This is a genomic window from Anaeromicropila populeti (assembly GCF_900112775.1).
Lineage (GTDB): Bacteria > Bacillota > Clostridia > Lachnospirales > Lachnospiraceae > Anaeromicropila_A > Anaeromicropila_A populeti.
Window position 1 is genome coordinate 1 of record NZ_FOYZ01000023.1, and the last position, 25,897, is coordinate 25,897.

Sequence of the window (25,897 nt, forward strand, 5' to 3'; positions counted from 1 at the left end):
ATCCACAGAGCATTCAAGATGATTCTCATAAGGTTGTGATAAAAAAGGATGGGAAAGAGCAAATAGAACGTCCTAGAAGCCAATCAGAGCCAATAAAAAACAGTTCTAGTTTGCCAAATGGAACAGATAGGAATAAGGTCACTGGAAGGTCACAGGAACACCCACAGAGCATTCAGGATGATTCTCATAAGGTTGTAATAGAAAAGGATGGGAAAGAGCAAATAGAACGCCCTAAAAGCCAATCAGAGCCAATACAAAAAAGTTCCAGTTCGCCAAATGGAACAGACAGGAAGAAGGTCACTGGAAGGTCACTGGAACGACCACAGAGTATTCAGAATGATTCTCATAAGGTTGTGATAAAAAAGGATGGGACAGAGCAAATAGAACGTCCTAGAAGCCAATCAGAACAGAATAATGTAGTGAGACCAGTTAGTGCAGGATAAAATGGTAAAAATAGAAGTTGACATTTGACATTTGTGAAAAGATTTTATATACTTAATAAAAAGAATAGAACGAAAAAAGGAAAGTCTCAAGAGACTTTCCTGATTAGGTTCTCCTAGATACTTTGGCGAGTGTCTAAGAGCAACTAAAAGGTATACTAGGTACCAATAGTCTTTTAACCGTTATTATTAGTTTATGCAACACTATGTTTGCTTAGCACTATAATAACAAGGTTACTAAAAAAAGTCAAGTTATTAATGTGACTAATTTAGTTTTTAAGATGGCTGGATACCTAGATATTCAGCCATCTTTTGCGTTTTTTAAGTGTCACTTTTTTGGGGAAAAGTAAGAAAAAAAAATAAATCAGAAAGGAGTATTTCTATGCAGAAAATTAAGAACAAAGTATTTGAAAAATGGTTAGAGAAAAAATTATCCAAATTAGAAGTACTCTTTCTGATCGTGATTGCACGTTACCAGGATAACACAGGCCTGGTAAGAGGTGTGTATTATAAAGATATCTGCAAGGAGCTTGGATTGCTAACAGGCAAAAGAAGGGCGTATTCAAGCTACTATCTTATTCTGGATGCTCTGGAACAGAAAGGTTTAATAGAAGTAGAAAGAGGATTTAAGGATAGAAATATAAGAATCTGTGAGAATGACTTTACAGATGGAAATTATCATGAAGGATATATAAGCGTTCGTCATGGCTTGTTCTATTCACAAGATTTTGGGAGATTAAAGGCAAACGAAATGCTGCTATGTATGGAGTTTTTGAAAAATTGTGAGTCAAGCCAAAATGATGGACGAAAAATGGATATGCATATAGGAGTGAAAACGCTTTTTGATAAATACACAAAAAAGCTTCAGGTGACAGAAAGAGTGATAAGAGGTTATCTTACAAATTTGAAGACTTTTTTTAGCATTTACATACGTGATAGGATGTATTGGATTGAAATGTTGAAACACACTGGTAAAAAATTACCGGAAAACAAGGAAGATTACCAGTATCGTAAGAATGTAGCAAAGAGCATTCTTAGAAAAAATCGAATGAAAGAAACACCAGAACAGTTAGAAATGATCATGCAGCTAATGAAGCAGCATGGGAAACGGTTAAGAGATGATGTAGCAGATGCAGTGGCAATAAGTGTTCAAAAAAGTCTGCAATATGTGAACGATAAGGTAATAAATCCATACAAATGGGATCGGACGTTACGTCCTAAGTTATTGCAAAAAATTATAAAAGGGAATGGGGAAGTTCCATTACCGAGTTTTTTATAAATGAATAAGGTGCAGTAAGGCTTATTTCAAATTTACTTGTTTGAATAGGCTTATTTCTGCATCATGAATAAAGGCTCTGGAAGCAAATTCAGAGAAAAAGCCGGCTGGCGGATGAAGTGCAGCCGGCTTTTTTGTGATGCAAAAATAATTTATTCCATTTTCTATGTATAAAAAAAAATCATTCCATTTTCGTGGATAAAGTCAAAAAAACATTTCATTTTCTATGTAATTTATGAACTCAAGTTTTCCATTTTTGTGCAGAGAGAAACATAAGGAAAACACTTAAAAATAAGGATTTATCCAGATTTTTGGAACGGAGCATATATGATCTTTTTGTATATAGTTTTTGTATTATATAAGGTGTACTTTGCTTACGCTGCGTATCCTTTAAAAAATATAATAAAAACTTAATTTCAATAAGACTTTCTAAATAATTTAGATTGTTCTCTATAACACAGGGCGTTGCCCTCGCTTTGCTTCACCCATAAGCCCTTTTAAAAAAGGTCTTAATCCCAAAACTTTTTACGCTCGCCGCTAAGCAGAAGGGCAAGTATAAAATACATCCTTGCCCTTAGCAAGGTAGCGTATGGTGTATTGAACTTGTCAAGCAGCTTTCACGGCATATCCTCACAAGCTATGCTTGTTCCGGTATTCCATGTTCTGCTTGACAAGAAATTTACTTTTAGGAAAAAAGTGAATTTTTCCTAAAGCCAACCTACAAAAAGAATAACAACTTAGATCCATTTCTGTAGGTTGGCTCCATCAGGACACGTTAGAGTCCTGATACCACCGCTTGACCGCTAGGGAAAAAGGTGGTAAGCTGTCTGCAAGACCACACGTCATAACGTAGTTATGTGTAGTGTGTTACACATGATATGTGTTTTGCGTACTCCGAACGGAATAGGCACCGTAGTTTTAGGGTGCGTGAGGACAGCAACATATCATGTGTGGAAAGGAGCGAGCGGATGAGTTACTCTATTATGAGAATTGAAAAAATAAAAGCGAGCGGTGTAACCGGCATTCAGATACATGACCGTAGAGAGAAAGACGGTACCAGTCACACAAATAAGGATATTGATTGGACCAGGACAAAAGAAAATGTAGATTTGCTAAATCAGAAGGAAAGATTTCGTACCGTAGTAACGAATCGTATAACTGAATTAAATTTGAAAAAGAAAATACGGTCAGATGCAACGGTAATGTGTCAATGCCTAGTAACGTCTGACAATGTTTTCTTTTCAAATATGAGCCGACAGGAACAAACGGAGTATTTTAGACTTAGTTTAGAATTTTTAGAAAAGAGATACGGAAAAAAGAATCTGGTATCTGCTACAATACATTTTGATGAGCAAACGCCACATATGCATGTTAATTTTGTGCCAGTAACTTCCGATGAAAGACTATCAGCAAGGGATTTGTTTTCTCCTAGAGCTTTGCGAAAGCTTCAAGATGATTACAACCGATTTGTAAGGGAAAATGGTTATGATTTGGAAAGAGGTGAAATTGACAGCAAAGTAAAACATTTGAATGTGGAAGAGTATAAAGTGAATACTAAATTTGAACAAGTAAAAGAGAAAAAAGCTGAGTTGGATCGTTTGAAGCAGGTAGATAAACAAGTTGATTTGAACGTGGAAAAAGGTAAGTTTGCATATTCGGTAAAAGAAGTAGAAGCTATGAAAGATCAGAACAAGGCTTTAAAGATAGATAACATTCAGAAAGACAATAAGATTAAAGAGTTAGAAAATGAGGTTTCTAAACTTCAAAAACAGCTCGAAACAGTTCAGAATAAGTTACAGGGGTTAAATGTACCTATTAATCGGTTAAGCAACCTAGAAAGTGAAAATAGAGCCTTACAAGAATATGTTAAGATGCATCCTGAACTTGAGAAACTGCTAGAACACTTTAACCAGATGAAAGAGCAGTCCTATCATTTTGGCCAGGTTATGTGTGAATTGAAAAATAAGTATCTTGATATGAAGGATAAGAGAGAAAAGAGTATTCAGAATACATATACCCTGGGAAAGCAGGCTGAAAAATGTGATTTTACAGCTGAAGGAATTAGAAAATTGAAAAAGGATATTGAGAATGCCAGGAATAAGTGCCAGGAATATGAAAAGGAACTGGAGCTGACTAAGGGACTATTTAAGAGTAGGCAAAAGCAAGTTCTTCAGGAACATATAGAAGAAGAGCAGAGACAATTGAAAAAGCTTCAGACATATTTGAAAAAAGAATATGAAATTGAATATATCGACATACCTCAAAAGCTCATGCAGCTGCAACAAGAAAAGAAGGAAGCACTGGAGGGTAAAAAGGTACAGATCCAATTTACAGATGGCTTTGATTTGGATATAGAGCAGACAATCAAAGAATATAAGTATTTAAAAGTATTGGCAGAGATACAACAGAAAGATTTACAAGAGATCTCTTTCCGGATGAGTAACGTAGAAAAATTTACGCTGCAGGGAGGAAGAGCATTTTATATAAGCAGAGATGACAGAAAAGAGATTCTGGAGAGAATGAAAAAGGAATGTCCTGAGCTTTTGAAAAGATGTATACTGAAATGGGAAGTACAGGATAGTATTGAAAGTCAAGAACAAAAGCAGAATTTAACATTAGAATTATAAAATAACTATTGACAAATAAAGGGACAAGTAGTATTATATATATACACACAAAACATACACACAAATTAACCTTATAAAATATACACATAAAGGAGAATAATATGGTTGGATTAAAAGAAAATACAAAGAAAATGGACCTTATAGAAGTATATGAAGCACATAAAGCAACTTACGAAAATTGGAAAGAGGGAGACATCGCAGAGTATTGGTTTGAAGAGGAAGGAATCTTATGTATTGAATATGAAAGTGGAAATTGGTGGCATTATAAATACACAAACGAAGGATTGCAATGGTGGTAAAAGAGGGGGAGTTAAAATGAGTACAATTATAGCATTAGCAAACCAAAAAGGGGGGGTGGCTAAAACTACAAGCACGCACAATATTGGCGTAGGACTAGCAGAGCAAGGAAAGAAAGTCTTGCTCATTGACCTGGATAGTCAAGCAAGTCTAACAATAAGTGTGGGAATTGAACCACTGGATATTGAAAAGAATATTGTTAATGTTCTTGATAAGACTAAATGTGAAGTGAGTGAGTGCATTCAAAAAATAAGGGAAAATCTTCACATAATTACGTCAACGATAGACCTTGCAAGCCTTGAAATGGAAATGTTATCAAGAGCCAGCAGAGAGAAGATACTAGATAGAGCTTTAGAGCCTATCAAGGGTGAATATGACTTTATCCTTGTAGATTGTCCGCCACAGTTAAGCATTCTCACGATCAATGCTTTATCATGTGCAGACGGTGTAATCATACCTACAAAGACAGATTATCTTTCTTATCGTGGAATAGAGCTACTTATGGACACAATCAGCGAAATAAGGGAGCTGATAAACCCACGATTGGAAGTGCTGGGAACGATAGCAACCCTTTACAATATGCGTTCCAATGATGATAAAGACATTCTGAACGGTCTGAAATCAAAGTATAATGTTATGGGAGTAGTGAAAATGCTGGTGAGTGCGAAGAAAGGCATTTATGATGGGTTATCAGTTGTAGAGAAAGAGCCAAACAATGATATATCCATTGAATATATTAAAATAGCAGATATGCTAATAAAAGAGAATTACGAAAGAGAGGTTTCATAATGGGATTTGCAGAAAAAGAACAACTAAGAACAAGAAAAAGGAGTGTTGTCAGCACTCTTGCTGGTGTTGGAGTTGAAGAACAGATAGAGGGGCAAGAGAGCATTGAAACTCTAGAAGGTGGTAAATATGTGCCAGCAAAAAAAGATAGTATTGTTGTAGTTCCTGCAAAAGAAGAATCAAGGAGCAAGAGAGTGAATCTCTTACTAAAACCATCTTTATATAAAAAAGCAAAAGAAAAATGTGATGAGATGGGTATATCTGTGAATGAGTGCATAAATCAACTTTTAGAGGTATGGACACAGAAATAAATACAACATATACACATAAAACAAACATACAACATATATGTTTGTTTTAGAAAGGAGGAGAAGATGGAATTTAACTTTATTGTAGGAAAGTTGCTTTTAAAAAATGGTACAGAAAAAAATATAGGTGGATTTTTAGAATTAAAGAAGGCTCAAGAGTATGTTGAAACAATTCATTTTGATTATCTGTATTCGGTTGCATTTTTTGTTGATTCACCAGAAGGAAGATATTACTTTGGTGAAGATAGAAAAGGTAAAAAACGATGGTATTCACCAGAAGAAAGGGAACAAGTATTGGTATATGATTGTTCTATGGACGAAATCAGGGAACTTGCGGATGTAGTAATTGGTAAAAAATAAATATTGCATATGTGTTGTATGTATACACAATACGATAACACATATTTCATACCAAAACTTATAAGTTTTGGTGATTCACGAAAAGGAACGAAAACATAAGGATTGTACATAGTTAAAACTTATAGTCAAAAATAGTGGGGTGGACACTTGCGGAATCCGTCATACTTTGTGGCTACGGTATCTGAAAATACAGAAGAACAGATTAGAAAATATATACAAAATCAAAAAGTAAAGAGTGGTGATGATAATGGAAAAAGCATATCAGTATCGGATATATCCAAATAAACAGCAGAAGATTCAAATTGCTAAAACGTTTGGATGTGTTCGCTTTGTCTATAATCATTATCTTGATGCTCGTATAAAAGCGTATAAATCAGATAAGACCACACTTAACTACTATGATTGTGCGAATGACCTTAAAAATATGAAATCACAGTATGATTGGCTGAAAGAAGTAGACTCTACTGCGCTACAATCGTCATTGAGAGATTTAGATAGTGCTTACCAGAAATTCTTCAAAGAACATACTGGATATCCTAAATTTAAAAGTAAGAAAACTCATAGATTTTCCTATAAAGCAAAGTGTGTTAATGGAAATATTCAGTATTTAGGAAAATATATAAAACTTCCAAAATTAGGGACTGTTAAAACAAAAAACACATTGGTACCACAAGGAAGAATACTATCAGCCACCATATCTCAAGAACCAAGTGGCAAATATTATGTTAGTCTTTGTTGTACGGATATAGTGATAAAAGAGTTGCCTGCTACCAATAAACACATTGGAATCGATCTAGGTATTAAAGAGTTTGCGATTACAAGTGATGGAATCAAAATTCCAAACCAGAAGTATTTGCAACAATCATTAAAGAAACTTGCTAAGTTGCAAAAAGAACTATCTCGAAAAGCAAAAGGTAGTTCAAATTGGAATAAGGCTCGTATTCAGGTTGCAAAGCTTCAGGAGCATATCGCAAATCAAAGAAAAGATTATTTGCATCAATTATCTACTGATCTAATTAGAAAATATGGAATTATCTGTATTGAGGATTTGCAAGTAAAAAATATGATTAAAAATCATAAACTTGCTCGTAATATAGCAGATGTATCATGGTCGGAATTTACCAGACAATTAGAATATAAAGCTAAATGGTATAGCAAGCAAGTAGTTAGGGTGGATAAATGGTTTGCAAGTAGTCAGATCTGTAGCTGCTGTGGTAATCAGTTTCCTATCACAAAGGACTTATCGGTAAGAGAATGGATATGTCCGAACTGTAATACGGAGTTAGACCGAGATATAAATGCAGCAATCAATATACTAAATGAAGGATTAAGAATGCTTTCAGTAACATAGAGATATAAACCGTTGGAACAACGGGGTTAGCTTGGTAAATAAGGCTTCGTTAGAAGCCTGTTCCCAAGAATCTCTTCACTTTAGTGATGAGAGGTTCAATAATACTCATCTTAAGCAAGTGCATATTCCGGAAAGAATTTGATAGAGAGGAAACGGAAAATGATATATGGATATGTTAGGGTATCTACCAAAGGGCAGTTAGAGGGTAACAGTATTGAAGAGCAAATGAAAACGATTAGAGTTCGTTATCCGGATGCTGCTATCATGTCAGAGAGTTTCTCTGCATCTGGAGCAAGTGAAAGACCAATCTTTATAGAATTAATTAGAAATCTTCAAAATGGAGATATTCTAGTAGTTACCAAATTAGATCGCTTCTGTAGAAGTACAAAAGAAGGATTGGAATACATAGATAGGCTTATACAAAAGGGAGTATTAATACATATCCTGAATATGGGACTGATAGAAGATACTCCAATGGGACGTTTGATTATAACAAATTTACTTGCATTTGCTGAGTTTGAAAGAGCTATGATTATTGAGCGGACTCAGTCAGGTAAAGCAATTGCAAAGCTGCATCCAGGCTTTAAAGAGGGACGTCCTAGAAAGTATAGCAAAGAACAAATAGCGTTAGCACTTAGTTTATTAAACGAAAAATCATATTCCCAAGTAGAAAAAATGACAGGCATAAGTAAAAGTACGCTAACACGAGCAAAAAGGGAATTGGATTCACAAAAATAAACAGGAAGGAAAAATTGATATGATGGGAATTACCCATAGATGTGGTGCTGTATTGGCAGCATTAGCAACTATTGAAATAATGAGTGTTTGTAAAGTTCACATAGGAATTCCTGAAATGGCAGCATTAGCAACTGGCAGTATATTTGGTGGTTATCTTCCAGATATTGATACACCAAATAGTCATATAAGTAGAAAATTAGGAATTATACTTTGGCCAGTTTGGATATTGCGTATATTTATTCGGATAATCAGAAAGATTGTACCAGGTACATCAAAAGTGGGACAACAGATTTCTAAAGCTGTAGGGCATCGTGGCATGGCACATGCTCCAGTCACCTGGATAATAGTAGGAACTGTGTACTGGCTTTTATATGGTCAAGCGAGTACTATAACAAGTAAAATATCTATTTTAAATGGTGGATTTCCATTTCTGTTGGGGATTGGGATTGCAGTTGGAATAGTGTCACATCTACTGTTGGATATGATTTCTGGAGGAATACCATTATTCTTTCCAGTGACATTAAGAAGAATTAAATTGTTAACAATGAAAACTGGTGGTTATGAGGAATGGATAGTAAGGATAGGGTTGCTCATAACTATCATTATTATTACATATAAAATTTCAATTTCTGGAGGTGTCATTTTATGAAAAGGTTAAATCATTCATTAAAAAGTTTTTTAATAATGTTATTAGCAATGATTATTTCAATTTCTGGTGTATCTGGTATAAATTCTACTAGTCTACTGGCAGCAACAAATCTGAAGGTACATTTTATTGATTGTGGCCAGGGCGATGCCATACTTTTTCAATATGGTTCCAGTAATGTGCTGCTTGATACCGGGACAGAATCGGAATACAAATCAAAAGTAGAACCATACATAAGTGATTTGGGAATTTCAAAAATCACATCGTTGATTGTGTCCCATCCTGATGCAGATCATATGGGAGGTGCAGACCTGGCAATAGAGGATTTCAATATTCAAAAGGTATACATGACAACATATGAAAATAGCACAATGGAATATAAAGAATTAATAGCAGCCATAGAAACAAATCAAGTAAAACGTGTAAATGTAAAGAAAGGAAGCTCTATTTCAATTGGAAGATTAAAAGCGAAAGTGTTTGCGGCAGATTCAAAAGCAGATGATGCAAATGCATCCAGTATTGTTTTTAAACTGGTTCATAAAAAGAAGTCTTTTCTTTTTACTGGAGATGCAACTGCGGAAGTGGAGAATACTGTAAAGAAAAATTATAATATTAATGTTGATGTTCTGAAGGTGAGTCATCATGGCTCCAGTTCTGCTTCCCCGATAGCTTATCTCAAAGAAGCGAGTCCAAAGTATAGCATTATTAGTGTTGGTAAGGATAATGATTACGGACATCCAAATAAATATGTGGTAAACAGGTTGGAAAAGTATAGTGATAATGTTTTACGTACTGATGAAGCTGGAACGATTGTTATTACTTCAAATGGAACAAAATTAACTTGTTCTACTGTTAAAGATACGGATAGCTCCAAAGACAGTGTTCAGGAGAAAAAAACCGGTTCTATTATAGGAAATGTTAATTCAAAAGTTTATCATGAGAAAGGATGCAGTTCACTCCCAGCAGAAAAAAACAGGATATACTTCGATTCAGCGGAAGAAGCGGAAGAAGCTGGATATAGAGCATGTAAGAGGTGTCATTAATTAAACATAAGAAAATGCAATAGGAGGTAAGCTAAGAGGGAGCTGCCTCTTTTATTGCCACGATAGACATGATATGATAAAGGGGGAAATTAATTTGAGTCAAAGAGAATTAATATATATTCTTTTGTTTGTTACATATATGTCAGAACCATTTATTTGGCTTAGGGTTCTGGATAGGAAACTAAATAGAAAATATAATTCTAATAGATATTATATTCTTTACTGTATAGGGAATTTTATTATAATTTTAATAAAGCAAGTACTTACTTTTACAGGCGTACTAGGAAAATCTGAAATATTAGGTACATTATTTTCTGCAATAATGATATTGTATGCAGTGATATGTATTAATTTGTTGTATAAAAGTGAAATAAAATATAAGTTGCTGTGTAGTGGATTGCTATTAATTGGCTCTCTTATTGCCGACTTCTTATCAATAGGTATAATTGTACTTATATTCCAGGTGCCTGTAGCAACAGTTTCAAAATTTGGATTAGTAAATACTATTGCAAGCGTGTTTTCTAAAAGTATTTTGTTTTTAATTACATATGCAGCATGTGAAAAAAAAGAAAGAAAAATAGAATTGTTTAAATATTGGGAAATAGTCCCTATACTGTTTTCGAATGTAATATTTGAAATGCCTTGCATTTATATATTTAATAATATGAGTTATATAAATAATAACGGAATAGTATTATTTTATTTTGTATTCGGACAGATACTTTTTGTGGCATCAACAATTTATATGGTGTTCATACTAGAAAATAGAAGATTACGAGAAAAAAATCAGGAACAAAGAATTAAAGACATTGAAAAAGAACTGAAGATAGGTGAAGAACTTGGGAAAACAGTAATGCAATTGAAAAGTCTTAGACATGATATTAAATCTCATATTGGGATTCTTAAAACATTATTAAAACAAAAAAAATACGATGATGCCACAACATTTCTAAATTGTATGTATAAAGATGTGGATGTAGCTGAAGATATTTTTTTACTAGAAAATAAAACAGTATCTATTATATTAAATTTAAAAAGAAAACTAGCTCAATCAAAAAATATACAATTTATTTCCAAAATAGGAATTGAAAACTTTTACATACCGGATGTACATATTTGTTCTATAGTATCTAATATTTTAGATAATGCAATTGAAGCTGCAGAGCAAGTTGAGGACAATAATAAATATATAAATTTTTCTATTGAGAGTGATCCTGAAGGATATTTTATAAAGTGTGATAATACATACAAAACACGTCCAATATTTAAGAAAGGGGTTTATATAAGCACTAAGGAAGATAAAGATTTACATGGATATGGCATAAAAATAATTAATCAAATGGTTAAAAATAATGGCGGAAAAGCTAGCTTTGGATGTAACAGACAATATTTTTCAGTTCTTGTGTATATACCTATTCCCAATACAAATATTTTGAATGAGGGTGATAAGAAGTGAAAGTTAATTTTTTAATATGTGAAGATGATATAATTAGCTTGCAAATTAATAAAACATATATAGAAGAGCAGTGTAAAATTGAACATGTTAAATGCAATATATACATGTTTTCAAACGTAACAGATATAAATAATAAGTTTTTAAGTGAAAATAAAATAGATATAGCTTGTCTGGATATAGATTTAGGATATAACAAGACAGGCTTGGAGCTGGCAGAAGAGATAAAGAAATATAATGAAATGGTGGCTGTAATTTTTATCACCAGTCATAATGAATTCATACATGTGGCGAGCAAATTAATGTTCAGTTATTTGGAAAAACCAATAGTGCAGCAAGAAATGCAACAGAAACTTAAAAGAGCTATTATTTATGTTGAAGGAATTAAAACCCATAAAAAGATTTATACTAGCTTAACTTTCAAAGTAGGAAGACAAGAAATAAGTATTCTTCAGGAAAGTATTATTTATATCGAAAAAGTTGGACGTAAAATCACAATCGGAACTATTAAGAAAAACTATGAAGTATCAGGTTCAATTTCAAACTTAGAAAAGCTACTTGATCCTGTATTTGTAAAAATTGATCAGGGAATAATCGTTAATATCCAAAAAGTTAATGTAGTAGAAAGAAATGTAGTATATATGAATACTGGAGAGAATTTTAAAATTAGTAGGAGCAGGATAAAAACAATAAAAGAGCAATTTAGTAATTACACTAATGATAAATGAAATAAAGAGAAGAGGTGACGCAATGAAAGGAGAAAAAGTCAGCAAAGCAATAATTCGAATTGCAGAGAGGGTAGTGAAAGATAATATTAATACCGCTTGTTTTTGGGTGTTATATCAACCTAAAATACCACAATCAGCCTTGAAAAAATTTAATATTAAGTAAAATAGGAAAGAAGAAGTTCATTTGATGGGACTTCTTCTTTTTACCGAATTGACATCTAAAACAACCGAATGAGCAGACTACTTGACAAAAAACGACCGAATTGACATATATAATTACCGAGTTAGCATGACATATAGCATTTAAAAAGAAAAAAAATTATAATAAATGTAAATATAGCCTATAGAAAGGAAGTGTTGGAAGTTGAAATTATCAGAGAAGAAAAGGACGGAACTATCGGAAGAACATTTAAGAAATTTAATTAACTTAGTAATTAAAGAAATAACAAGTGCTGATAGTTTAAGGCAAATATACAAATTTGCAAAAGAAAAAACAGACTAACCTAAAAACTAGTCTGTTTGAACTTTAGCAAGTAGCTTTGCAAATTTTTCAAGTGCAATCCAATCTTCCTCATCTAGTTCAGATAGTAAATATGCAAATCGATTAGCAAATGTTTTGTCATTTTCACTCCTGGTAATTTTTGAAGCCCAAGAAACAATCTGGTCATTTCGGTTCATTTCCAAAAACATGTTACCTGTTCCGAAACGTAACCAATCTTCCGAAACATGATAATCCTTCCAGAGAAGAATGAACTTTATATGTTGCTCGGTTACATCCCTTAGTCCATTTTCAATATTACTGATACCAGATTTTTTAATACCAACAACTTTACCGAACTCTTCCTGACTTTTTTTAGTTGCTTTTCGTAATTTTTTAAATCGTATATTAATATCCTTCATAGCTGCCTCCTAAAAATACAATATCATATTTCTAAATAAATGTAAATTGCAAAGTACACAAGGAGAACAAAAATGTATTGACAAAATTATCTATGTGTATTAAAATGTATACAAACATAACAAGGGGAGATAGAAATGAAACAAAGTTTATCTGAAAAGGAAAAAAAAATATTAGATACATTTATAGAAGTATTTCCTACTCTCTCTGAAGGTGAAAAGGATAGACTGCTTTGGGCAGCTGAAGGAATGTTAATGCAGTCAAAATTAAAAAAAAATAACAAGTGTTAGAAGAGAATCTTAAGAAAATAGGGGGTTTAGTAGTAAATAAAAAAACTTATAAGCTACGTAAAAAGTTTTCCCCAAAGCACAGCACACCCCTTTAAGGTTCTATTCCTTGATATACCCCCTTTTAAGCGATACTGGATAGTCTCCCTCAAATATCTGGTATCGCCTACTTTTATTTTAAAAGAAATAAATGAATTAAGTTATGTAAGACCAGGAGGTAACAAAAAATATGGTAGATGAAAATACAATTTTGAAGAAAAAAATAAACTTATTAATTGACAAAGTTATGGAGCATGAAAATACAATTAGTGAGCTTAAAAGCATTAATAATTCTTTGCTTGAAGAAAAAAAGACACTTGAGAAAAAAATTCAAAATTGTGTTCCAAATCAAGAAAAAGAGAATGAAAAATTTTATGTAAATAGTACAGAAAATGAAGTTTATTTATTTATCCAGGAATTTAACAAGATCATAAAAAAAGCTGTTCAGGATAATGCTTTTATTCCATACAGCTATGATACAAAAAATTCTCACTATTTTTATAAAATAGAGAAAGATGTTTTTGACCAATATGTTCAGGAATTATCAGTGTTAGGGGAACAAAATTTTATGAATTATTGCATTGGTTTCCTGTTTATTAAATCTGAAAGAAATGGGCGATGTACATATAATAACAATAAAATAAGGGTGTATTTCTTAAACAAAAAGTTAATTGACGTCATTGCTCCAGAGCTACCAGCTCAGGAGGAACAGAAGTGATGCTACTGGCAGCCTATGTAAAAGAGTTTGTGGCAATATGTGATTACCTGGCAGGGAACGAGGTTAAACAGGTAAAAGGCTATTTCATTGCTGAAAGAGCAAGGATTGAAGCAATGTTGGATCGTAACAAGTATGATACATGCCAGGGCAAATTGAAAGTTTGGAAGCAATTGAATTGGATAGATGCAGAAGAGAACCGTTATACAAAAAGGGTGTATGATATGGAAACGAAGAAGTATATTCGTCGGATGAAGCTTAGTGTAGAGGTCTATAAAACACTGAAGGAGCTAAACGAAAAATAAAGGTTTTATGGTGGTCATATATGAGTGTTTTAATATTGATTTTTTGCCCAATCTTAAACCCAGTATTTACAAGGGTTTAGGTGGAAAGTATGACCACCACGATAATAGGCTATATACGTAGTATATAGCAAAATAGGGTATGGGAGTGATGCGGAGCGTTGTTTTTGAAACGATTTTGTGAGGATGACAGGAGTAGTGATGAGAGATGGGAGGGAACGTGGTACGGAGGAACGGAGTACCAGATGGAAGGTGATGGTTGGAATAGAACTGTGATAGGAGATGAAGTAGAAATGAGTGAAAAAATGACATTAGGAAGAAAAGAAGAAATATACAATGCTATATTGGCAGAGCCATGTGAGATTGATTTCAGACTACTCAATGAAGAGGAATGTTCATTTGCAATGGGAGTAGTTATAAGTGCTGGAGAAAGAAATGCATTTAAGAAAGGACATTTTAATGAAGAACAGACTGAATTTTTAGGAAAAGCTGCTAGAGAACTGGAAAAACAAGGTATAAGAATGAGAAAGTGGGAGTGACTATGCAGAAAAAAATATATGTAAAAGAAAAACTATATCGTATTCATGAGGTAATTGTGTCGTTTGAGGATGATGAAGAACTTTATTTTGATGATGCCATTAATGAGTTAGATGATAATGTTTGTTTTGATAAGTACCTTGAAAATTTGAAGAGAGTTGAAAATGTTAACGTGATATCTTCAAAGAATGGAAATATCGAGTTAGAAGATGAAATTGATAGGGTATCAATTGAAGGTGTAGATGAATAAAAAGGATGAAAAGGTTTAGTAGCAATTAAAAAAGCATGTCTGCTTCGCTTGAAGGCTTTCCTTGAGGTTTTTATTGAAAGGAGGATAAAAGTATAGATTAAGTGAAATTTGATATATTAGAGGACTATAAACAGTATGTGCAGGAGCATACAAAGTCACCTCAGACAGCAAAAAAATACTATTCTGCTGTAAAAAATTTGTTTGCAGATATTCAGTTCAATCACCTACAAGAGATTGAACAAGAATATTTAAAAGGTAAACTTTCCACGCTCAAAACCAAAAATGAATTTAGTGCAGCCAAAAATGGACTAAAGCTCCTGCACCAGTTTGACAGCACATTGAAGCTTCCGGATGAAGCATTCTTTAAAGAAAATAGTTTACATAAGAAAAACCATAGGAAAAAAGCGGAACCAATATATACAGACGAGACTATGAGAAAAGTGAATCAGATTCAAAATAAAAAATTGAAATTGGCGTATAGGCTTGCCGTAATTTCTGGACTAAGAGTTTTTGAACTGGAAGCTCTGACGCCAGAAGATTTTGATTTTCAAGAGGATGGAACAATTTCTGTAAATGTTCGCAATGGAAAAGGTGGTAAAAACGGCATTGTATACTGTAGAAAAGACAATTATGTGTTTCAGGAACTGAAAAAATATATTCAGGAAAATGGAAAGGCTGATACACGATTATTTTACTCTGAAGAGTACATGCGAGAAAAAGCTAATGATTTAGGGTTAGAATGTCACGATTTTAGGCGTATTTATGCATTCTTACACCGAAAAGAATTGAAAGAAAGCGGCATGAACACCTATGATGCTAACAAGATTGTACAGGAAAATATGCGACATTCTCGCTTTAAGACTACCAGGCGTTATTTGTATGGCAAGAAGTTTTATGAAAAAAGGAGTGATAAAGAATAGCAAGTAATAATTTGAATGGATTGGAAAAAGAGTTAAATAGAGGACTGGAGGAAGCACTAAAAGTAATTTTTGAATCAATAGGAAAACTTTTAAAAGGTATTTTTTTAGGTATTAAGCAGTTAAAAAATTTGAAATATTTAATTGCCTTTGGATGTATGGTAGGAATTGCTGTAAGTGCTTATTTTCTAAGGGGGTTCATTTTTAAAATTGAAGCTCCAATCTACATTCAACGGTTAATTTATTTGACTTTTTTGTGTGTTCCAATTATCTATTTGGTTTGCATTGGAAATGTAAAAGATAAGATACAAGAAAAATACAGGCAAATGTTTAAGGAAATTGAATTTAAGGGTAAAGACAATAAATATCCCTACTTTTTAGGGGTAAGGGAAGCAGACAAAAAGCTTATTTATACCTTTAAATCCAATATTTCTATTGATGAATGGAAGGGAAACAAGGGAAGGCTGGAAACGGCTATGAACTGTAATATTTTACAGTATGAGCAGGAAAATAATAAAAAGGTTATACAGCTCACTACGGTTCCAGCTGACTTTAAGATTCCGACAATGCTCAAGTGGGATGATCAGTATATAGAACAAAAGGATGGTGTTATTAAGCTGGGAGAATCCGCATTACAGCAAATTTCTTTTGACCTGAATCGGGTTCCTCATGTACTGGCAGCTGGAGAAACTGGTTCAGGAAAATCCGTCATTCTTCGGGTTTGCCTGTGGCAGATGATCAAAAAGGGCTGCAAGGTATTTATGATTGACTTCAAAGGTGGGGTTGAGTTCGGCTTACGATATGAAGACTTTGGAGAAGTCATTACAGAGAGAAAAAGAGCATTGGAGGTGCTAACACTTCTTGTTGAGGAGAATGAAAAAAGGTTAGCACTGTTTAGACAAATGCAAGTCAAAAACTTAGCGGAATTCAATTCCAGGACTGGAAAAAATCTTTGTCGCATTGGAGTTTTTTGTGATGAGATAGCAGAAATGCTAGATAAAACAGGAATATCCAAAGAAGATAAACCGTTGTTTGAGCAGATAGAAGGCAAACTTGCCACGTTAGCCAGGCTATCCAGAGCTACTGGAATAAATTTATTTCTGGGAGTGCAGCGTCCAGATGCTAAAATTCTTCCAGGGCAAATTAAAAACAATATTCCTGTTCGTATTTCAGGACATTTTGCTGATAAAGCAGCCAGTGAGATCGTTTTAGGTACTACGGATGCAGGAAATCTGCCAGATATCAAAGGACGGTTCTTATTCAAGGTCGGGAATGAAATCATACAGTTCCAAAGTTATTACTTCGATGATGACACCATGCTCCATGATGTAGATGTAACCGTTGGTGGTACTCTTACCGAAATGAAAGAAGTCAAAAAACAGGTGAAAGGGTTAGATGATATAAAGATTTTTGAAGAGACACCAAAGGTTAAGGTGAAAAAGTTAGAGGATGCGGAAGGCTTTGACTTGAATTTTGACTATAACAGCATGTGGGATGATGCGTTAAAAAAGGGCGGTGATGAATAGGCAGCATGAAAAAAGAAAGAAAAGTTAAGAAACAAAAAGAACTAAAAATTAAAAAAGCAAAAAAGCAAAAAAATGATACGTATATAATGAGAAAAAACGCTGCTATGAAAGGATTGCGTGCAGTTCTTTGGCTGCTGCTAGCCTTTATATTCGTAAAAGGAATTCTCGTAAGTATTCGGCCAGACCGCACCGATGAGGTGGCAGGTATGATTGAAAACTTTAAAAGTGAATTTTATGCTCAAAAGGATACCAATGATGAGGTGTTTGGATTTGCACAAAATTTTACACAAGAATACCTGACTTATGAAGTAGATGGACAAAAGGACTTTCAGGAAAGGATTAAGCCATATGTTTCTCCCAAAATATATGAAATGAATGACATTTATGATTTTAAGAGCAAAGCGAAAACCATCTATGTTCAGGCATATCGAAAAGTGGAGTATTCGTCGAATCAGCTTGATGTATATGTAAAAGCAACCGTAGAATATGAAATGCAACAGCTGACCGAAGATAAAACTACATATGAAACGGTTTCAAAGTGCGAAAGCAGCACCTTAAAAGTGCCAGTTAGTATACAAAATAATGGATTCTGTATTGAGGATTTACCAATGTATGTGAGTGATTCTTTACTAGATGAGTGCGAATACAACAATTTAGTAGGGGAAGAGCTTGAGTCAAACGAGTATAACACAGCTATTACTAACTTTTTAATGGCTTATTATAGTCAAGAACAGAGTGTAATTGACTACTATTTAAGTTCTGATGCAGATAAGAGCAAATTTATGGGTTTGAATACAAGATATCAATTTAATCAGATAAGAGATTTGAGCGTATATAAAACAGATTCAGGTAAGGTTATATGTCTTGTAAAGGTGGGAATTCTTGATTCAGTGAACGCTGCAGTAGTAAGCCAGCAGTTTAATGTCCAGGTAATAAAGGATGGTGACAGAATTTATATTCAAGACATCAATACAAAAACAGCTAATTTAAAAGAATAGGAGAATATTTTAATGAAACGAAAAATTATAAGAGCAGCTATGCTGTTATGTATGTTATGTATGTATTGTGTAAATACAGCAGTTGTTGCTGCAACTACGGCTACCAATTATGGAAAAAATGCAGGAGAATGGGCAACGGAACAGCTTTTTTGGGTAGGAATAATAGCAGTTGTAATAGTATTGGTAGGCTGCTTATTAAAACGTAGTTACGTAGGCAGTATTATAACAGTGGTTGCTGGTGGAATAATCTTGTACTTTATTAGGAATCCAGAAAAGATTTCGGATATTGGCGAGAGCCTTTGGAAAATAGTATCAGGGGGCTGATATGGAAAGCATTCGATTGTATTCCTATGCAAAGGTATGGAAAGTGGAACATAAGATTTATTCATTTAATAACATTAATCTGCCTGTACCAATTAAACCTTTTGATGTGCTATACTTTGGAGTTTCAATGTTATTTGTAATGTTAGTAGGTAAGTTTTTACCCTTTTTTGAGCATATACCAACCTTAATAAGGTTAGGAGCAATGCCGTATGGAATTATGGTGTTTATGCAGAAAAAGAAATTAGATGGAAAGAATCCAATCAAATATTTTTTTGGGTATATCATGTATTTCATTTTTGAGAAAGGTAAGTATATAGAACGTTTTCAAATCATGTCAGATAAAGAAGTGAAATTTAAATTAGTATGGTGGAGTTCAAGAGTCTGCCACAAGTAATTTGTGGCAGATATTTAAAAAGCGAGGTGTATTATGAGTAGAAATATTGTGAATCAAGAGATAAATGTAATAGGCTTATGGGGCAATATGAGAAAGAATGAAGTGCAACAAACAAATTTTCGGTGTATAGTAACGAATACTAACAACGGAAAGACATTGAGCATTTGCAAAATGGATGAAAAAATTGAAATTACCATACCGTTTGAGCCGTTAGAAAAATATTTGCTATAGAGGAAGGGGAGAGGGCGGTGTATACGTGTCCGATTGATTATTTTACGGATAATTTGATTTTTAACCAGGATGAGAGTTGCTGGGCAGTATATAAACTAAAAGGATATGATTTCGATTTTTTAAGTAACGAAGCGAAAATTGGAATGTTACATAAAGTTACTAGGATGCTATCTGGAATCATGAGCGAAGCTCAAATATTGATTGTTCCAATGGTGCAGGATATTGATGAGCATTTTAAACGATTTAAAGAAAATTTAAATAAAAATGATATATTATATCAAACAGCCATAGAACAAGCAGAAAAAACGCAGGATTATTTGAAAAAATCAATTCAAATTAATGGAGCAGTGAATGAATATAGGACGTATTTAATAATAAAAATTGAGGAAGCAACAGAATTTGAAATAGCAGCAAAGCTAAAAGAAAAATTTGATTTTTTTATAAAGAACCCTATGAATGCAATTAATGTAATGATGAATACAGACAAAAAGGATATATTACAGTCTAAAGTAGAAAGTTTTATTCGACTTGCTGAAAAGTGGTTTATACAGCAAAAACAAAGAATTGCTATGGAAAAAGTAAAAGAAGAAGAAATACAGTGGCTGATTAGGCGAATGGCATATAGGGGATTAAATAAACCAGTAAAACTTTTCTATCAAAATGAGAAAAAAGAATCCTGGGAGCCAGAAGCTCTTCAGGAAGATTTGAATGGGGAACTTATAGTAAAGCCTACAAAAAGAGATATTGTAAGGTTGTTTTCTGGTGCGATACGCTCACAGGAGCGTATCGTAACAGTAGATACGGATCATCAGATTTCGTATCAAACCTTTTTGGTAATTACAAATATTCCGGATGTATTAGACTATCCAGGATGTGAATGGTTATATATGCTGCAACAATATAACATGCAAGCAGAAATTTGTATTCATATCAAGGCAATAGAATATAGGAGCGGATTAAAAAAGTTAGATTTAAAACGACGGGAAATTAATTCTCAATTGGAGCATATTACGGAAGCGAGTGCGGATATTCCAGAGGAACTTCTGGAAAGCAAAGAGTATCTGGATGCAATGGAGTCGGAAATAAAAGACTCCAGGTGTCCGATTTTGAATACAACAGTCAAGATTTGCTTGGCGGCAGATAATAAAGATAGACTGGAAGAAAAGGTAGATGAAATAAGAAATTTTTATGAAGATCTGAATTTTGTCATAGAAAGACCAATTTCAGACCAAATAAAGCTTTATTTTCAATTTATACCGTCAGTTGGTACGCTTATAAAAGATTTTGTAATGCCACTTACACCAATGACACTGGCAAGCGGTGTGATAGGTGCGACCCATGAACTGGGAGATAATGAAGGACCATATATCGGAACAACAGGAGAAGAGGAAAAGCAAGTATTCCTGAATTTAGGGCGTGCTTGTCTACTCAACAAATCAGCAAGTTCTATATTTCTGGGAAACTTAGGAGTTGGAAAGTCATTTAACACGAATTTATTAGTGCTTTTAAATGTGTTATATGGGGGGTATGGGTTGATTTTTGATCCAAAGGGAGAAAGATCCCATTGGAAAGATGAATTAAAAATACTGGAGGGTTTAATTACTATAGTTACATTATCCTCTGAATCAGAGTTTAAAGGCAAGCTAGATCCGTACAATGTGTACAAAGACGATATTAGCAGTGCCAATGAACTGGCGATTAACCTTTTAACAGAATTGTTTCAAATAAAGCCGACTAGCGATGAGTATACAGCAATATTAGAAGCAGTTAGAAGAATTGAGGAAGGAAGTGAAGTCCCATCCATGTTAAAACTTTCTAAGGTATTAGATCTGTTTGAACAATCAGATACCTTGTATGGGACGGCTAAAATGTTAGCTCGAAGGATACGTTTACAGCAAGAAGCTGGTATGGCTCAGCTTTTGTTTGGAGATGGCTCTGAAGAAGCCATTAACCTGGATAACAGGTTAAATATTTTGCAAATCCAGAACTTGAAGCTTCCTAGTCCAGAAGTAAAGAAAGAAGATTATTCTTCAGAGGAAAAGCTATCAACCGTTTTGATGATGGTGATTTCACACTTTGCAAAGAAATTTGCACTGGTCAAAAGACCAGTATTTAAAATCATTGAGTTTGATGAAGCCTGGATGCTTGGCAAAACGCAAGAGGGTGTAAAATTATATGACTTCCTGACAAGAACAGGACGTTCCTTATACACAGGCTGTGTGTTCAATAGTCATTCCGTTTTGGATATACCAACGGAAGGAATTAAAAATACACTATCATACAAGTTTTGTTTTCAGACTAATAATGACAATGAAGCAAAACGTATGCTTGAATTCATGGGGATGGAAGATACAATGGAGAACAGAAGTTCTTTGAAATCTTTGGGAAATGGTCAATGTTTATTTCAGGATTTGAGCGGTAGAGTAGGGATTCTGACTTTTGATGCAGTGTTTCAGGATATTATTGATGTATTTTCTACTACACCTACTACAGAGCAAGAAGATGCTACAGAAATACAAGAAGATGAAATTGATTTAAGGGATAGAATTCGAGAAAGCAATACAGAAATTGATGATATTCTATTTTCGGAAATTGATATTTACCAGAAGGAGGTAGTATAATTGAAAAAAAAGGGAGGAATGGGGTGGAAAGCAGCTTTAATTTTATATTTTGGAGGTTTTTTGCTTGTCATCATTTTAATGATAGCGGTGGCTGGTGGTAGTTCTACACCTGTAGAACCTCCTGCTACAGAAGAAAAAGCAGCGGAATATCAGTACATTGGATCAGAACTGGGGGTACCCTGGGATATTGCTTTATTAGTGGATGCATACAATGCAGGAAGTGGGGATATTGAAAACAATCCATTAGAAAGCTGTTTGGAATTCTGCATATTACGTGAGGATGTATATGAAATTGCAAAACAAAGTACAGAAATAGAGGAAGAGGAAGAAAGCCAGGTTAACGAAAGTGAAAGTCCAGTTGAAGAAACATCCATTGAAACAAGGGAGTTTCTGAGGACAAATTATTATGCTGGCAAAGAACAAATTTTGAAGTACATACAATTTTCCGGAGATATAGAAACGCTAGATGTATCACAATTGGTAGCAAAAGTTCAACAGACCGCAAAAGAAAAAGGTTCTGACACAAGAGATTATGTAACCTGTTTCACAGTGGTTTCAGATTTAAAATCAATTCTGGAAAAAATGGAATTTGATGAAGAAAGCATTGAAAACATGATACAGCTACATGAGAGTCGTTATATTGAACTTTTGTACAATGGAGCAGATGGGATTAGTGGTGATGTAGAACTTCCTGAATTAACAGTGGGAAATGTAAAAAGGGCAGACATGGCATTGGTTGCGGTCAGTCTGATCAATCATCCATATAGCCTGGGAGGAAAATATCCTTATGAGGGAATCCCAGACGTGGCAATCGACTGTTCAGGGTTTGTAGACTGGGTATACATACAGTGTTTTGGAAAGGGTGTCAGCAGTGGCTCACTTCCTGATGGTGTAGCAATGAGTGGTACCGCACTTCAGTTCTATGCCTGTAGTGAAATTGGTGAATCAGAATTAAAAGTAGGAGACTTGTGTTTTTTAAAGGATCCGGCAATGATGGAAGCAGGAGAAATTAATCATGTAGGGATTTATATTGGTAAAATAAATGGTCAGACAGCAGTGATTCATTGTGCCGGAAGAGCATATGGCACGCCAGAACTTCCCACTGGACGTGTAGGAATTTCGATCAATACTTCTGGAATATCAAACAATGTGAACAATGTTACTGGTGGAACATTTAGTCCCTCCATGAAAGGAATTCATTTTAGTTATTTTAGACGTCCAAATTTTCGATTTTTGGATGATATTGAGGAGGAGAACAATGAGTAAAAAAAGATATTTCGCAGTATTAGCAATTTGCATGGTAACTGTATTAATGGCATGTGGCCATAAGAAAGAAGATAATAACACTGATATAGTAAAAACAGAAGCAATAGAAGTTTATAGCGTTCCAGTTACAGGAACATTTGATAACAATGAAGGAGAATTACAGTTTGATGGATTTGCAAAAGATATTGAGATTATAGAGGTGACAGATAAAGAAGTTACGGTTTCCGCAGTATTGGCTGATCCATATTTTACTACGGTGGATGCGGTAGAAGTCACCTATACATATGAAAAAGAAGATGAATTTTATATTACTGGTGTAAATGAAATAGAAAGAGTACCGATTAAACCCACAGTAGAAAGAAATTTGGATATGTTCTATGAAAAGGGAATTGAGATTAATTTTTATAATGAAAGTGGTATTGGAACATATAGTGTGGACGTAACTAAGGACACAGTAAGTAAGATTGAATATGATCCGGACTGTACTATTAGTGGAGAGAGATATCTAGCTCTTAGCGATCATGAATTTTATTACAATGGAGAGGTGATTTTTCATTGCAATGATGGAAAAATGTATGAAGGGGTAGTTTATATGTTTTATCTTCCATACGAAAAGAAAGAGGATGGATGGGATGGTGATGCAGAATGGAAACTTACAGGACCAGGTGGAGACATTACACTAACAGAAATAAAGTAATGAAAAAAATTAAGTTGGTATGTTTGATTGTATTATGTATTCTAATTGGCGTAGGCTCTTCCACGAAAATAGTTAAAGCAGATTCTTCTTCAGGCGTTGGAACAATTACAGAATTTAATGAGCTGGATGGAGATGCAGCCTATTTGAATGAAAAATATAGAGATAACTATTATTTAGATATTGAAAAGACTGGAATTTTAGACACCGGGGATAAGGTAATCAATGATATAGCGAATATTCTTTTTTCTTTTATTAAGTTTCTAGCAGTGTTAGTGGTAAGTACGTTTTACTTTACGATGGACTTTGACATCGTAGCACTGATAGAACCCCAATTGAATGCTATTCAGAAAGCCCTTAATACCAGCGTGTTTAAACCACTATTTGTGATAGCATTTATGGGAACAGCGTTTATTATTATCAAGCGTATGATAAAAAGAGATATGGCTGGAGCTTTGACAGAAGTGTTAAAAGTAATAGGAATTGTAGCACTCTCTTTTTTCGTGGTAAATGAATCAGCGACAGCTTTATCTGGTTGTACCAATATTACAAAATCCATAAGCGTAAATGCTTTAAATGGCATTAATAGTAGTATGGGTATAAGTGGGGATGGAAATTCCTATGCAGCTACAGCTGCCGGGGTTTTATGGGTAAATCTAATTCACGAACCATGGAAGACATTAGAGTTTGGAAACTCTAATCCAACAGAAGAAGAAATGAATGCTTTTTTAAATGAAACGCCAGGGAGCGAAAAAAGAAAAGAATTAGTAAAAAGCTATAAGGACGATAGTACCTTTAGTAAAGGGAAAGGAGGCTCTAGGATTGGTTTCTTATTAGTTTATCTAATACCGTTTATAATAAAAAGTGCCATTTACTTATTAGTAGCATTGATACAGCTTGTATTTCAGCTGTTGGCTGTATTTTTCCTGATTACAGCACCAGTTATATTGCTGTTAGCTTTAGTACCTGGATATGAAACCAATATTATATCTATCTGGTTACGCAAAATGCTTGAAACACAGGTAAGTATATTAATTATTACTTTTCTAATGGCATTATTAATTAAGATGGATCAGTTGCTGTATACTTTGGCTGGCACCTATGGATGGTTGGTGGTTTTAGTATTACAAACAGCCATAGCAGTAGGTCTGTTTTTTGGAAGAAATAAAATCTTATCTGCTTTTTCCGGTATGCAAAAGGGCGTAATGAATCCGTCCTATATAAAATCCAAATTAGCTGCATCAGGAAACTTAGAAGCAGGAGTACGAAGTGCTAAAAGCATGGGTAGTGAAGCTTATCGAAGTGGTAGAGAATTTTTGGGAAAGGTAAATGATCATATAAATGAGAACGTTGACAAATTTGTTGCCACCAATCGAGTAACAAGACCAGTGAGCTATTCTGAAAGTAAAGTAGAAGATAGGAAAGAGAATACCGAAGTACAGAAACCAGAAGTACAAAGACCATATGCATTTACCAGAACCTCTTATTACATAAGCACTAGCAATTTTCAGGAAATGTGGGAAGCTGCAGAGCCGATACAAACTAATTCCAGTTCGCCAAATGGAACAGATAGGAAGAAGGTATCTGGAAAATCACTAGAACGTCCTAGAAGCCAATCAGAGCCAATAAAAACTAGTTCCAGTTCGCTAAATGGAACAGACAGGAAGAAGGCACCTGAAAAGTCACAGGAACGACCACAGAGCATTCAGGATGATTCTCATAAGGTTGTAAGAGAAAAGGATACGAAAGGGCAAATAGAACGTCCTAGAAGCCAATCAGAGCCAATACAAAAAAGTTCTAGTTCGCCAAATGGAACAGACAGGAAGAAGGTCATTGGAAGGTCAC

Annotated in this window: 30 protein-coding genes and 1 pseudogene; 30 read left to right on the forward strand and 1 reads right to left on the reverse strand. The window is 34.1% G+C overall.

What is annotated here, in order from left to right; genetic code table 11:
- The 15 genes and pseudogenes from BM305_RS19270 to BM305_RS18015 all read left to right on the forward strand — a co-directional run.
- On the forward strand, nucleotides 1–443 hold a 443-nt coding region (locus BM305_RS19270; RefSeq protein ID WP_177214800.1), incomplete at its 5' end, for a hypothetical protein.
- A gap of 379 nt (nucleotides 444–822) precedes the next feature.
- Nucleotides 823–1,719: a hypothetical protein gene (locus tag BM305_RS17950; RefSeq protein ID WP_092564189.1), complete on the forward strand. Its 897-nt coding sequence runs from the start codon at nucleotides 823–825 to the stop codon at nucleotides 1,717–1,719.
- A gap of 965 nt (nucleotides 1,720–2,684) precedes the next feature.
- A complete protein-coding gene (gene mobV, locus BM305_RS17955; RefSeq protein ID WP_272481972.1) occupies nucleotides 2,685–4,343 on the forward strand; it encodes a MobV family relaxase in 1,659 nt (552 codons plus the stop codon).
- 101 nt (nucleotides 4,344–4,444) lie between these two features.
- Complete coding sequence (locus BM305_RS17960) at nucleotides 4,445–4,642, forward strand: hypothetical protein (RefSeq protein ID WP_092564195.1); 198 nt, start codon at nucleotides 4,445–4,447, stop codon at nucleotides 4,640–4,642.
- A 16-nt stretch (nucleotides 4,643–4,658) separates the two neighbouring features.
- Complete coding sequence (locus BM305_RS17965; protein ID WP_092564198.1) at nucleotides 4,659–5,429, forward strand: ParA family protein; 771 nt, start codon at nucleotides 4,659–4,661, stop codon at nucleotides 5,427–5,429.
- Nucleotides 5,429–5,737 (forward strand): hypothetical protein, encoded by a 309-nt coding sequence (locus tag BM305_RS17970; RefSeq protein ID WP_092564200.1) that lies wholly within the window; start codon nucleotides 5,429–5,431, stop codon nucleotides 5,735–5,737. Before BM305_RS17965 ends, BM305_RS17970 begins: the two co-directional genes overlap by 1 nt.
- Nucleotides 5,738–5,800: 63 nt before the next feature.
- Nucleotides 5,801–6,094, forward strand: coding sequence for a hypothetical protein (locus BM305_RS17975; protein WP_092564203.1), 294 nt, complete (start codon nucleotides 5,801–5,803; stop codon nucleotides 6,092–6,094).
- Nucleotides 6,095–6,229: 135 nt separating this feature from the next.
- A pseudogene (locus tag BM305_RS17980) lies at nucleotides 6,230–6,379 on the forward strand (transposase); the annotation flags it as partial.
- Complete coding sequence (gene tnpB, locus BM305_RS17985; RefSeq protein ID WP_177214802.1) at nucleotides 6,342–7,445, forward strand: IS200/IS605 family element RNA-guided endonuclease TnpB; 1,104 nt, start codon at nucleotides 6,342–6,344, stop codon at nucleotides 7,443–7,445. The pseudogene BM305_RS17980 and the gene tnpB, both read left to right, overlap by 38 nt.
- 159 nt (nucleotides 7,446–7,604) lie before the next feature.
- Nucleotides 7,605–8,183 carry a recombinase family protein gene (locus BM305_RS17990; protein ID WP_092564209.1) on the forward strand — a complete coding sequence of 193 codons (579 nt, stop codon included), beginning with the start codon at nucleotides 7,605–7,607 and terminating at the stop codon, nucleotides 8,181–8,183.
- Between the two features lie 19 nt (nucleotides 8,184–8,202).
- Nucleotides 8,203–8,832 (forward strand): metal-dependent hydrolase, encoded by a 630-nt coding sequence (locus BM305_RS17995; protein WP_092564211.1) that lies wholly within the window; start codon nucleotides 8,203–8,205, stop codon nucleotides 8,830–8,832.
- A complete protein-coding gene (locus BM305_RS18000) occupies nucleotides 8,829–9,872 on the forward strand; it encodes an MBL fold metallo-hydrolase (RefSeq protein WP_092564214.1) in 1,044 nt (347 codons plus the stop codon). The genes BM305_RS17995 and BM305_RS18000 overlap by 4 nt, the downstream gene beginning before the upstream one ends.
- Before the next feature lie 73 nt (nucleotides 9,873–9,945).
- Nucleotides 9,946–11,328 (forward strand): sensor histidine kinase, encoded by a 1,383-nt coding sequence (locus BM305_RS18005; RefSeq protein ID WP_092564217.1) that lies wholly within the window; start codon nucleotides 9,946–9,948, stop codon nucleotides 11,326–11,328.
- Complete coding sequence (locus BM305_RS18010; RefSeq protein ID WP_092564220.1) at nucleotides 11,325–12,053, forward strand: LytR/AlgR family response regulator transcription factor; 729 nt, start codon at nucleotides 11,325–11,327, stop codon at nucleotides 12,051–12,053. Before BM305_RS18005 ends, BM305_RS18010 begins: the two co-directional genes overlap by 4 nt.
- Before the next feature lie 22 nt (nucleotides 12,054–12,075).
- The gene (locus BM305_RS18015) at nucleotides 12,076–12,216 is read left to right on the forward strand and encodes a cyclic lactone autoinducer peptide (RefSeq protein WP_143099216.1); all 141 of its coding nucleotides are present in this window, start codon (nucleotides 12,076–12,078) and stop codon (nucleotides 12,214–12,216) included.
- Nucleotides 12,217–12,563: 347 nt separating this feature from the next.
- Here the strand turns inward: BM305_RS18015 and BM305_RS18020 are convergent, their stop codons facing one another.
- Nucleotides 12,564–12,953: a helix-turn-helix domain-containing protein gene (locus tag BM305_RS18020; RefSeq protein WP_092564226.1), complete on the reverse strand. Its 390-nt coding sequence runs from the start codon at nucleotides 12,951–12,953 to the stop codon at nucleotides 12,564–12,566.
- 135 nt (nucleotides 12,954–13,088) lie between these two features.
- Between BM305_RS18020 and BM305_RS19275 the strand changes: the two genes are divergently transcribed.
- The 15 genes from BM305_RS19275 to BM305_RS18090 form a co-directional block, all read left to right on the forward strand.
- On the forward strand, nucleotides 13,089–13,241 hold the full coding sequence (locus BM305_RS19275) for a hypothetical protein (RefSeq protein WP_177214803.1): 153 nt from the start codon (nucleotides 13,089–13,091) through the stop codon (nucleotides 13,239–13,241).
- Nucleotides 13,242–13,467: 226 nt separating this feature from the next.
- Nucleotides 13,468–13,995 carry a hypothetical protein gene (locus BM305_RS18025; RefSeq protein ID WP_092564229.1) on the forward strand — a complete coding sequence of 176 codons (528 nt, stop codon included), beginning with the start codon at nucleotides 13,468–13,470 and terminating at the stop codon, nucleotides 13,993–13,995.
- Nucleotides 13,995–14,297: a TcpK family conjugal transfer DNA-binding protein gene (locus BM305_RS18030; RefSeq protein WP_092564232.1), complete on the forward strand. Its 303-nt coding sequence runs from the start codon at nucleotides 13,995–13,997 to the stop codon at nucleotides 14,295–14,297. Before BM305_RS18025 ends, BM305_RS18030 begins: the two co-directional genes overlap by 1 nt.
- Nucleotides 14,298–14,461: 164 nt before the next feature.
- A complete protein-coding gene (locus BM305_RS19575; protein ID WP_242940586.1) occupies nucleotides 14,462–14,833 on the forward strand; it encodes a hypothetical protein in 372 nt (123 codons plus the stop codon).
- Nucleotides 14,830–15,081 (forward strand): hypothetical protein, encoded by a 252-nt coding sequence (locus tag BM305_RS18040; RefSeq protein ID WP_143099218.1) that lies wholly within the window; start codon nucleotides 14,830–14,832, stop codon nucleotides 15,079–15,081. The genes BM305_RS19575 and BM305_RS18040 overlap by 4 nt, the downstream gene beginning before the upstream one ends.
- A 101-nt stretch (nucleotides 15,082–15,182) precedes the next feature.
- On the forward strand, nucleotides 15,183–16,001 hold the full coding sequence (locus BM305_RS18045) for a site-specific integrase (RefSeq protein ID WP_092564237.1): 819 nt from the start codon (nucleotides 15,183–15,185) through the stop codon (nucleotides 15,999–16,001).
- An 11-nt stretch (nucleotides 16,002–16,012) separates the two neighbouring features.
- Complete coding sequence (locus BM305_RS18050) at nucleotides 16,013–17,524, forward strand: FtsK/SpoIIIE domain-containing protein (protein ID WP_242940587.1); 1,512 nt, start codon at nucleotides 16,013–16,015, stop codon at nucleotides 17,522–17,524.
- A 5-nt stretch (nucleotides 17,525–17,529) separates the two neighbouring features.
- A complete protein-coding gene (locus tag BM305_RS18055) occupies nucleotides 17,530–18,522 on the forward strand; it encodes a conjugal transfer protein (protein ID WP_092564240.1) in 993 nt (330 codons plus the stop codon).
- Between the two features lie 12 nt (nucleotides 18,523–18,534).
- Nucleotides 18,535–18,846: a TcpD family membrane protein gene (locus BM305_RS18060; protein ID WP_092564243.1), complete on the forward strand. Its 312-nt coding sequence runs from the start codon at nucleotides 18,535–18,537 to the stop codon at nucleotides 18,844–18,846.
- A gap of 1 nt (nucleotide 18,847) precedes the next feature.
- Nucleotides 18,848–19,240, forward strand: a complete 393-nt coding sequence (locus BM305_RS18065; RefSeq protein WP_092564246.1) for a TcpE family conjugal transfer membrane protein — start codon at nucleotides 18,848–18,850, stop codon at nucleotides 19,238–19,240.
- 33 nt (nucleotides 19,241–19,273) lie between these two features.
- A complete protein-coding gene (locus BM305_RS18070) occupies nucleotides 19,274–19,471 on the forward strand; it encodes a hypothetical protein (protein WP_092564249.1) in 198 nt (65 codons plus the stop codon).
- A 17-nt stretch (nucleotides 19,472–19,488) separates the two neighbouring features.
- Nucleotides 19,489–22,092: an ATP-binding protein gene (locus tag BM305_RS18075; RefSeq protein WP_092564252.1), complete on the forward strand. Its 2,604-nt coding sequence runs from the start codon at nucleotides 19,489–19,491 to the stop codon at nucleotides 22,090–22,092.
- Nucleotides 22,093–23,358: a C40 family peptidase gene (locus BM305_RS18080; RefSeq protein WP_092564255.1), complete on the forward strand. Its 1,266-nt coding sequence runs from the start codon at nucleotides 22,093–22,095 to the stop codon at nucleotides 23,356–23,358.
- Complete coding sequence (locus BM305_RS18085; RefSeq protein ID WP_092564258.1) at nucleotides 23,351–24,055, forward strand: hypothetical protein; 705 nt, start codon at nucleotides 23,351–23,353, stop codon at nucleotides 24,053–24,055. The genes BM305_RS18080 and BM305_RS18085 overlap by 8 nt, the downstream gene beginning before the upstream one ends.
- Nucleotides 24,055–25,897, forward strand: a 1,843-nt coding sequence (locus BM305_RS18090) for a CD3337/EF1877 family mobilome membrane protein (protein ID WP_092564261.1), incomplete at its 3' end; no start/stop codon positions are given. The genes BM305_RS18085 and BM305_RS18090, both read left to right, overlap by 1 nt.

Coding starts and splice junctions, on each gene's coding strand:
- BM305_RS17960 (WP_092564195.1), top strand. CDS start 4,445: ATGGTTGGATTAAAAGAAAATACAAAGAAAATGGACCTTATAGAAGTA.
- BM305_RS17965 (WP_092564198.1), top strand. CDS start 4,659: ATGAGTACAATTATAGCATTAGCAAACCAAAAAGGGGGGGTGGCTAAA.
- BM305_RS18005 (WP_092564217.1), top strand. CDS start 9,946: ATGATAAAGGGGGAAATTAATTTGAGTCAAAGAGAATTAATATATATT.
- BM305_RS18085 (WP_092564258.1), top strand. CDS start 23,351: ATGAGTAAAAAAAGATATTTCGCAGTATTAGCAATTTGCATGGTAACT.
- BM305_RS18055 (WP_092564240.1), top strand. CDS start 17,530: ATGAAAAAAGAAAGAAAAGTTAAGAAACAAAAAGAACTAAAAATTAAA.
- BM305_RS17975 (WP_092564203.1), top strand. CDS start 5,801: ATGGAATTTAACTTTATTGTAGGAAAGTTGCTTTTAAAAAATGGTACA.
- BM305_RS19275 (WP_177214803.1), top strand. CDS start 13,089: ATGAAACAAAGTTTATCTGAAAAGGAAAAAAAAATATTAGATACATTT.
- BM305_RS17970 (WP_092564200.1), top strand. CDS start 5,429: ATGGGATTTGCAGAAAAAGAACAACTAAGAACAAGAAAAAGGAGTGTT.
- BM305_RS18070 (WP_092564249.1), top strand. CDS start 19,274: ATGAGTAGAAATATTGTGAATCAAGAGATAAATGTAATAGGCTTATGG.
- BM305_RS17990 (WP_092564209.1), top strand. CDS start 7,605: ATGATATATGGATATGTTAGGGTATCTACCAAAGGGCAGTTAGAGGGT.
- BM305_RS18030 (WP_092564232.1), top strand. CDS start 13,995: ATGCTACTGGCAGCCTATGTAAAAGAGTTTGTGGCAATATGTGATTAC.
- BM305_RS18020 (WP_092564226.1), bottom strand. CDS start 12,953: ATGAAGGATATTAATATACGATTTAAAAAATTACGAAAAGCAACTAAA.
- BM305_RS18000 (WP_092564214.1), top strand. CDS start 8,829: ATGAAAAGGTTAAATCATTCATTAAAAAGTTTTTTAATAATGTTATTA.
- BM305_RS18025 (WP_092564229.1), top strand. CDS start 13,468: ATGGTAGATGAAAATACAATTTTGAAGAAAAAAATAAACTTATTAATT.
- mobV (WP_272481972.1), top strand. CDS start 2,685: ATGAGTTACTCTATTATGAGAATTGAAAAAATAAAAGCGAGCGGTGTA.
- BM305_RS18065 (WP_092564246.1), top strand. CDS start 18,848: ATGGAAAGCATTCGATTGTATTCCTATGCAAAGGTATGGAAAGTGGAA.
- BM305_RS17950 (WP_092564189.1), top strand. CDS start 823: ATGCAGAAAATTAAGAACAAAGTATTTGAAAAATGGTTAGAGAAAAAA.
- BM305_RS18060 (WP_092564243.1), top strand. CDS start 18,535: ATGAAACGAAAAATTATAAGAGCAGCTATGCTGTTATGTATGTTATGT.
- BM305_RS17995 (WP_092564211.1), top strand. CDS start 8,203: ATGATGGGAATTACCCATAGATGTGGTGCTGTATTGGCAGCATTAGCA.
- BM305_RS18015 (WP_143099216.1), top strand. CDS start 12,076: ATGAAAGGAGAAAAAGTCAGCAAAGCAATAATTCGAATTGCAGAGAGG.
- tnpB (WP_177214802.1), top strand. CDS start 6,342: ATGGAAAAAGCATATCAGTATCGGATATATCCAAATAAACAGCAGAAG.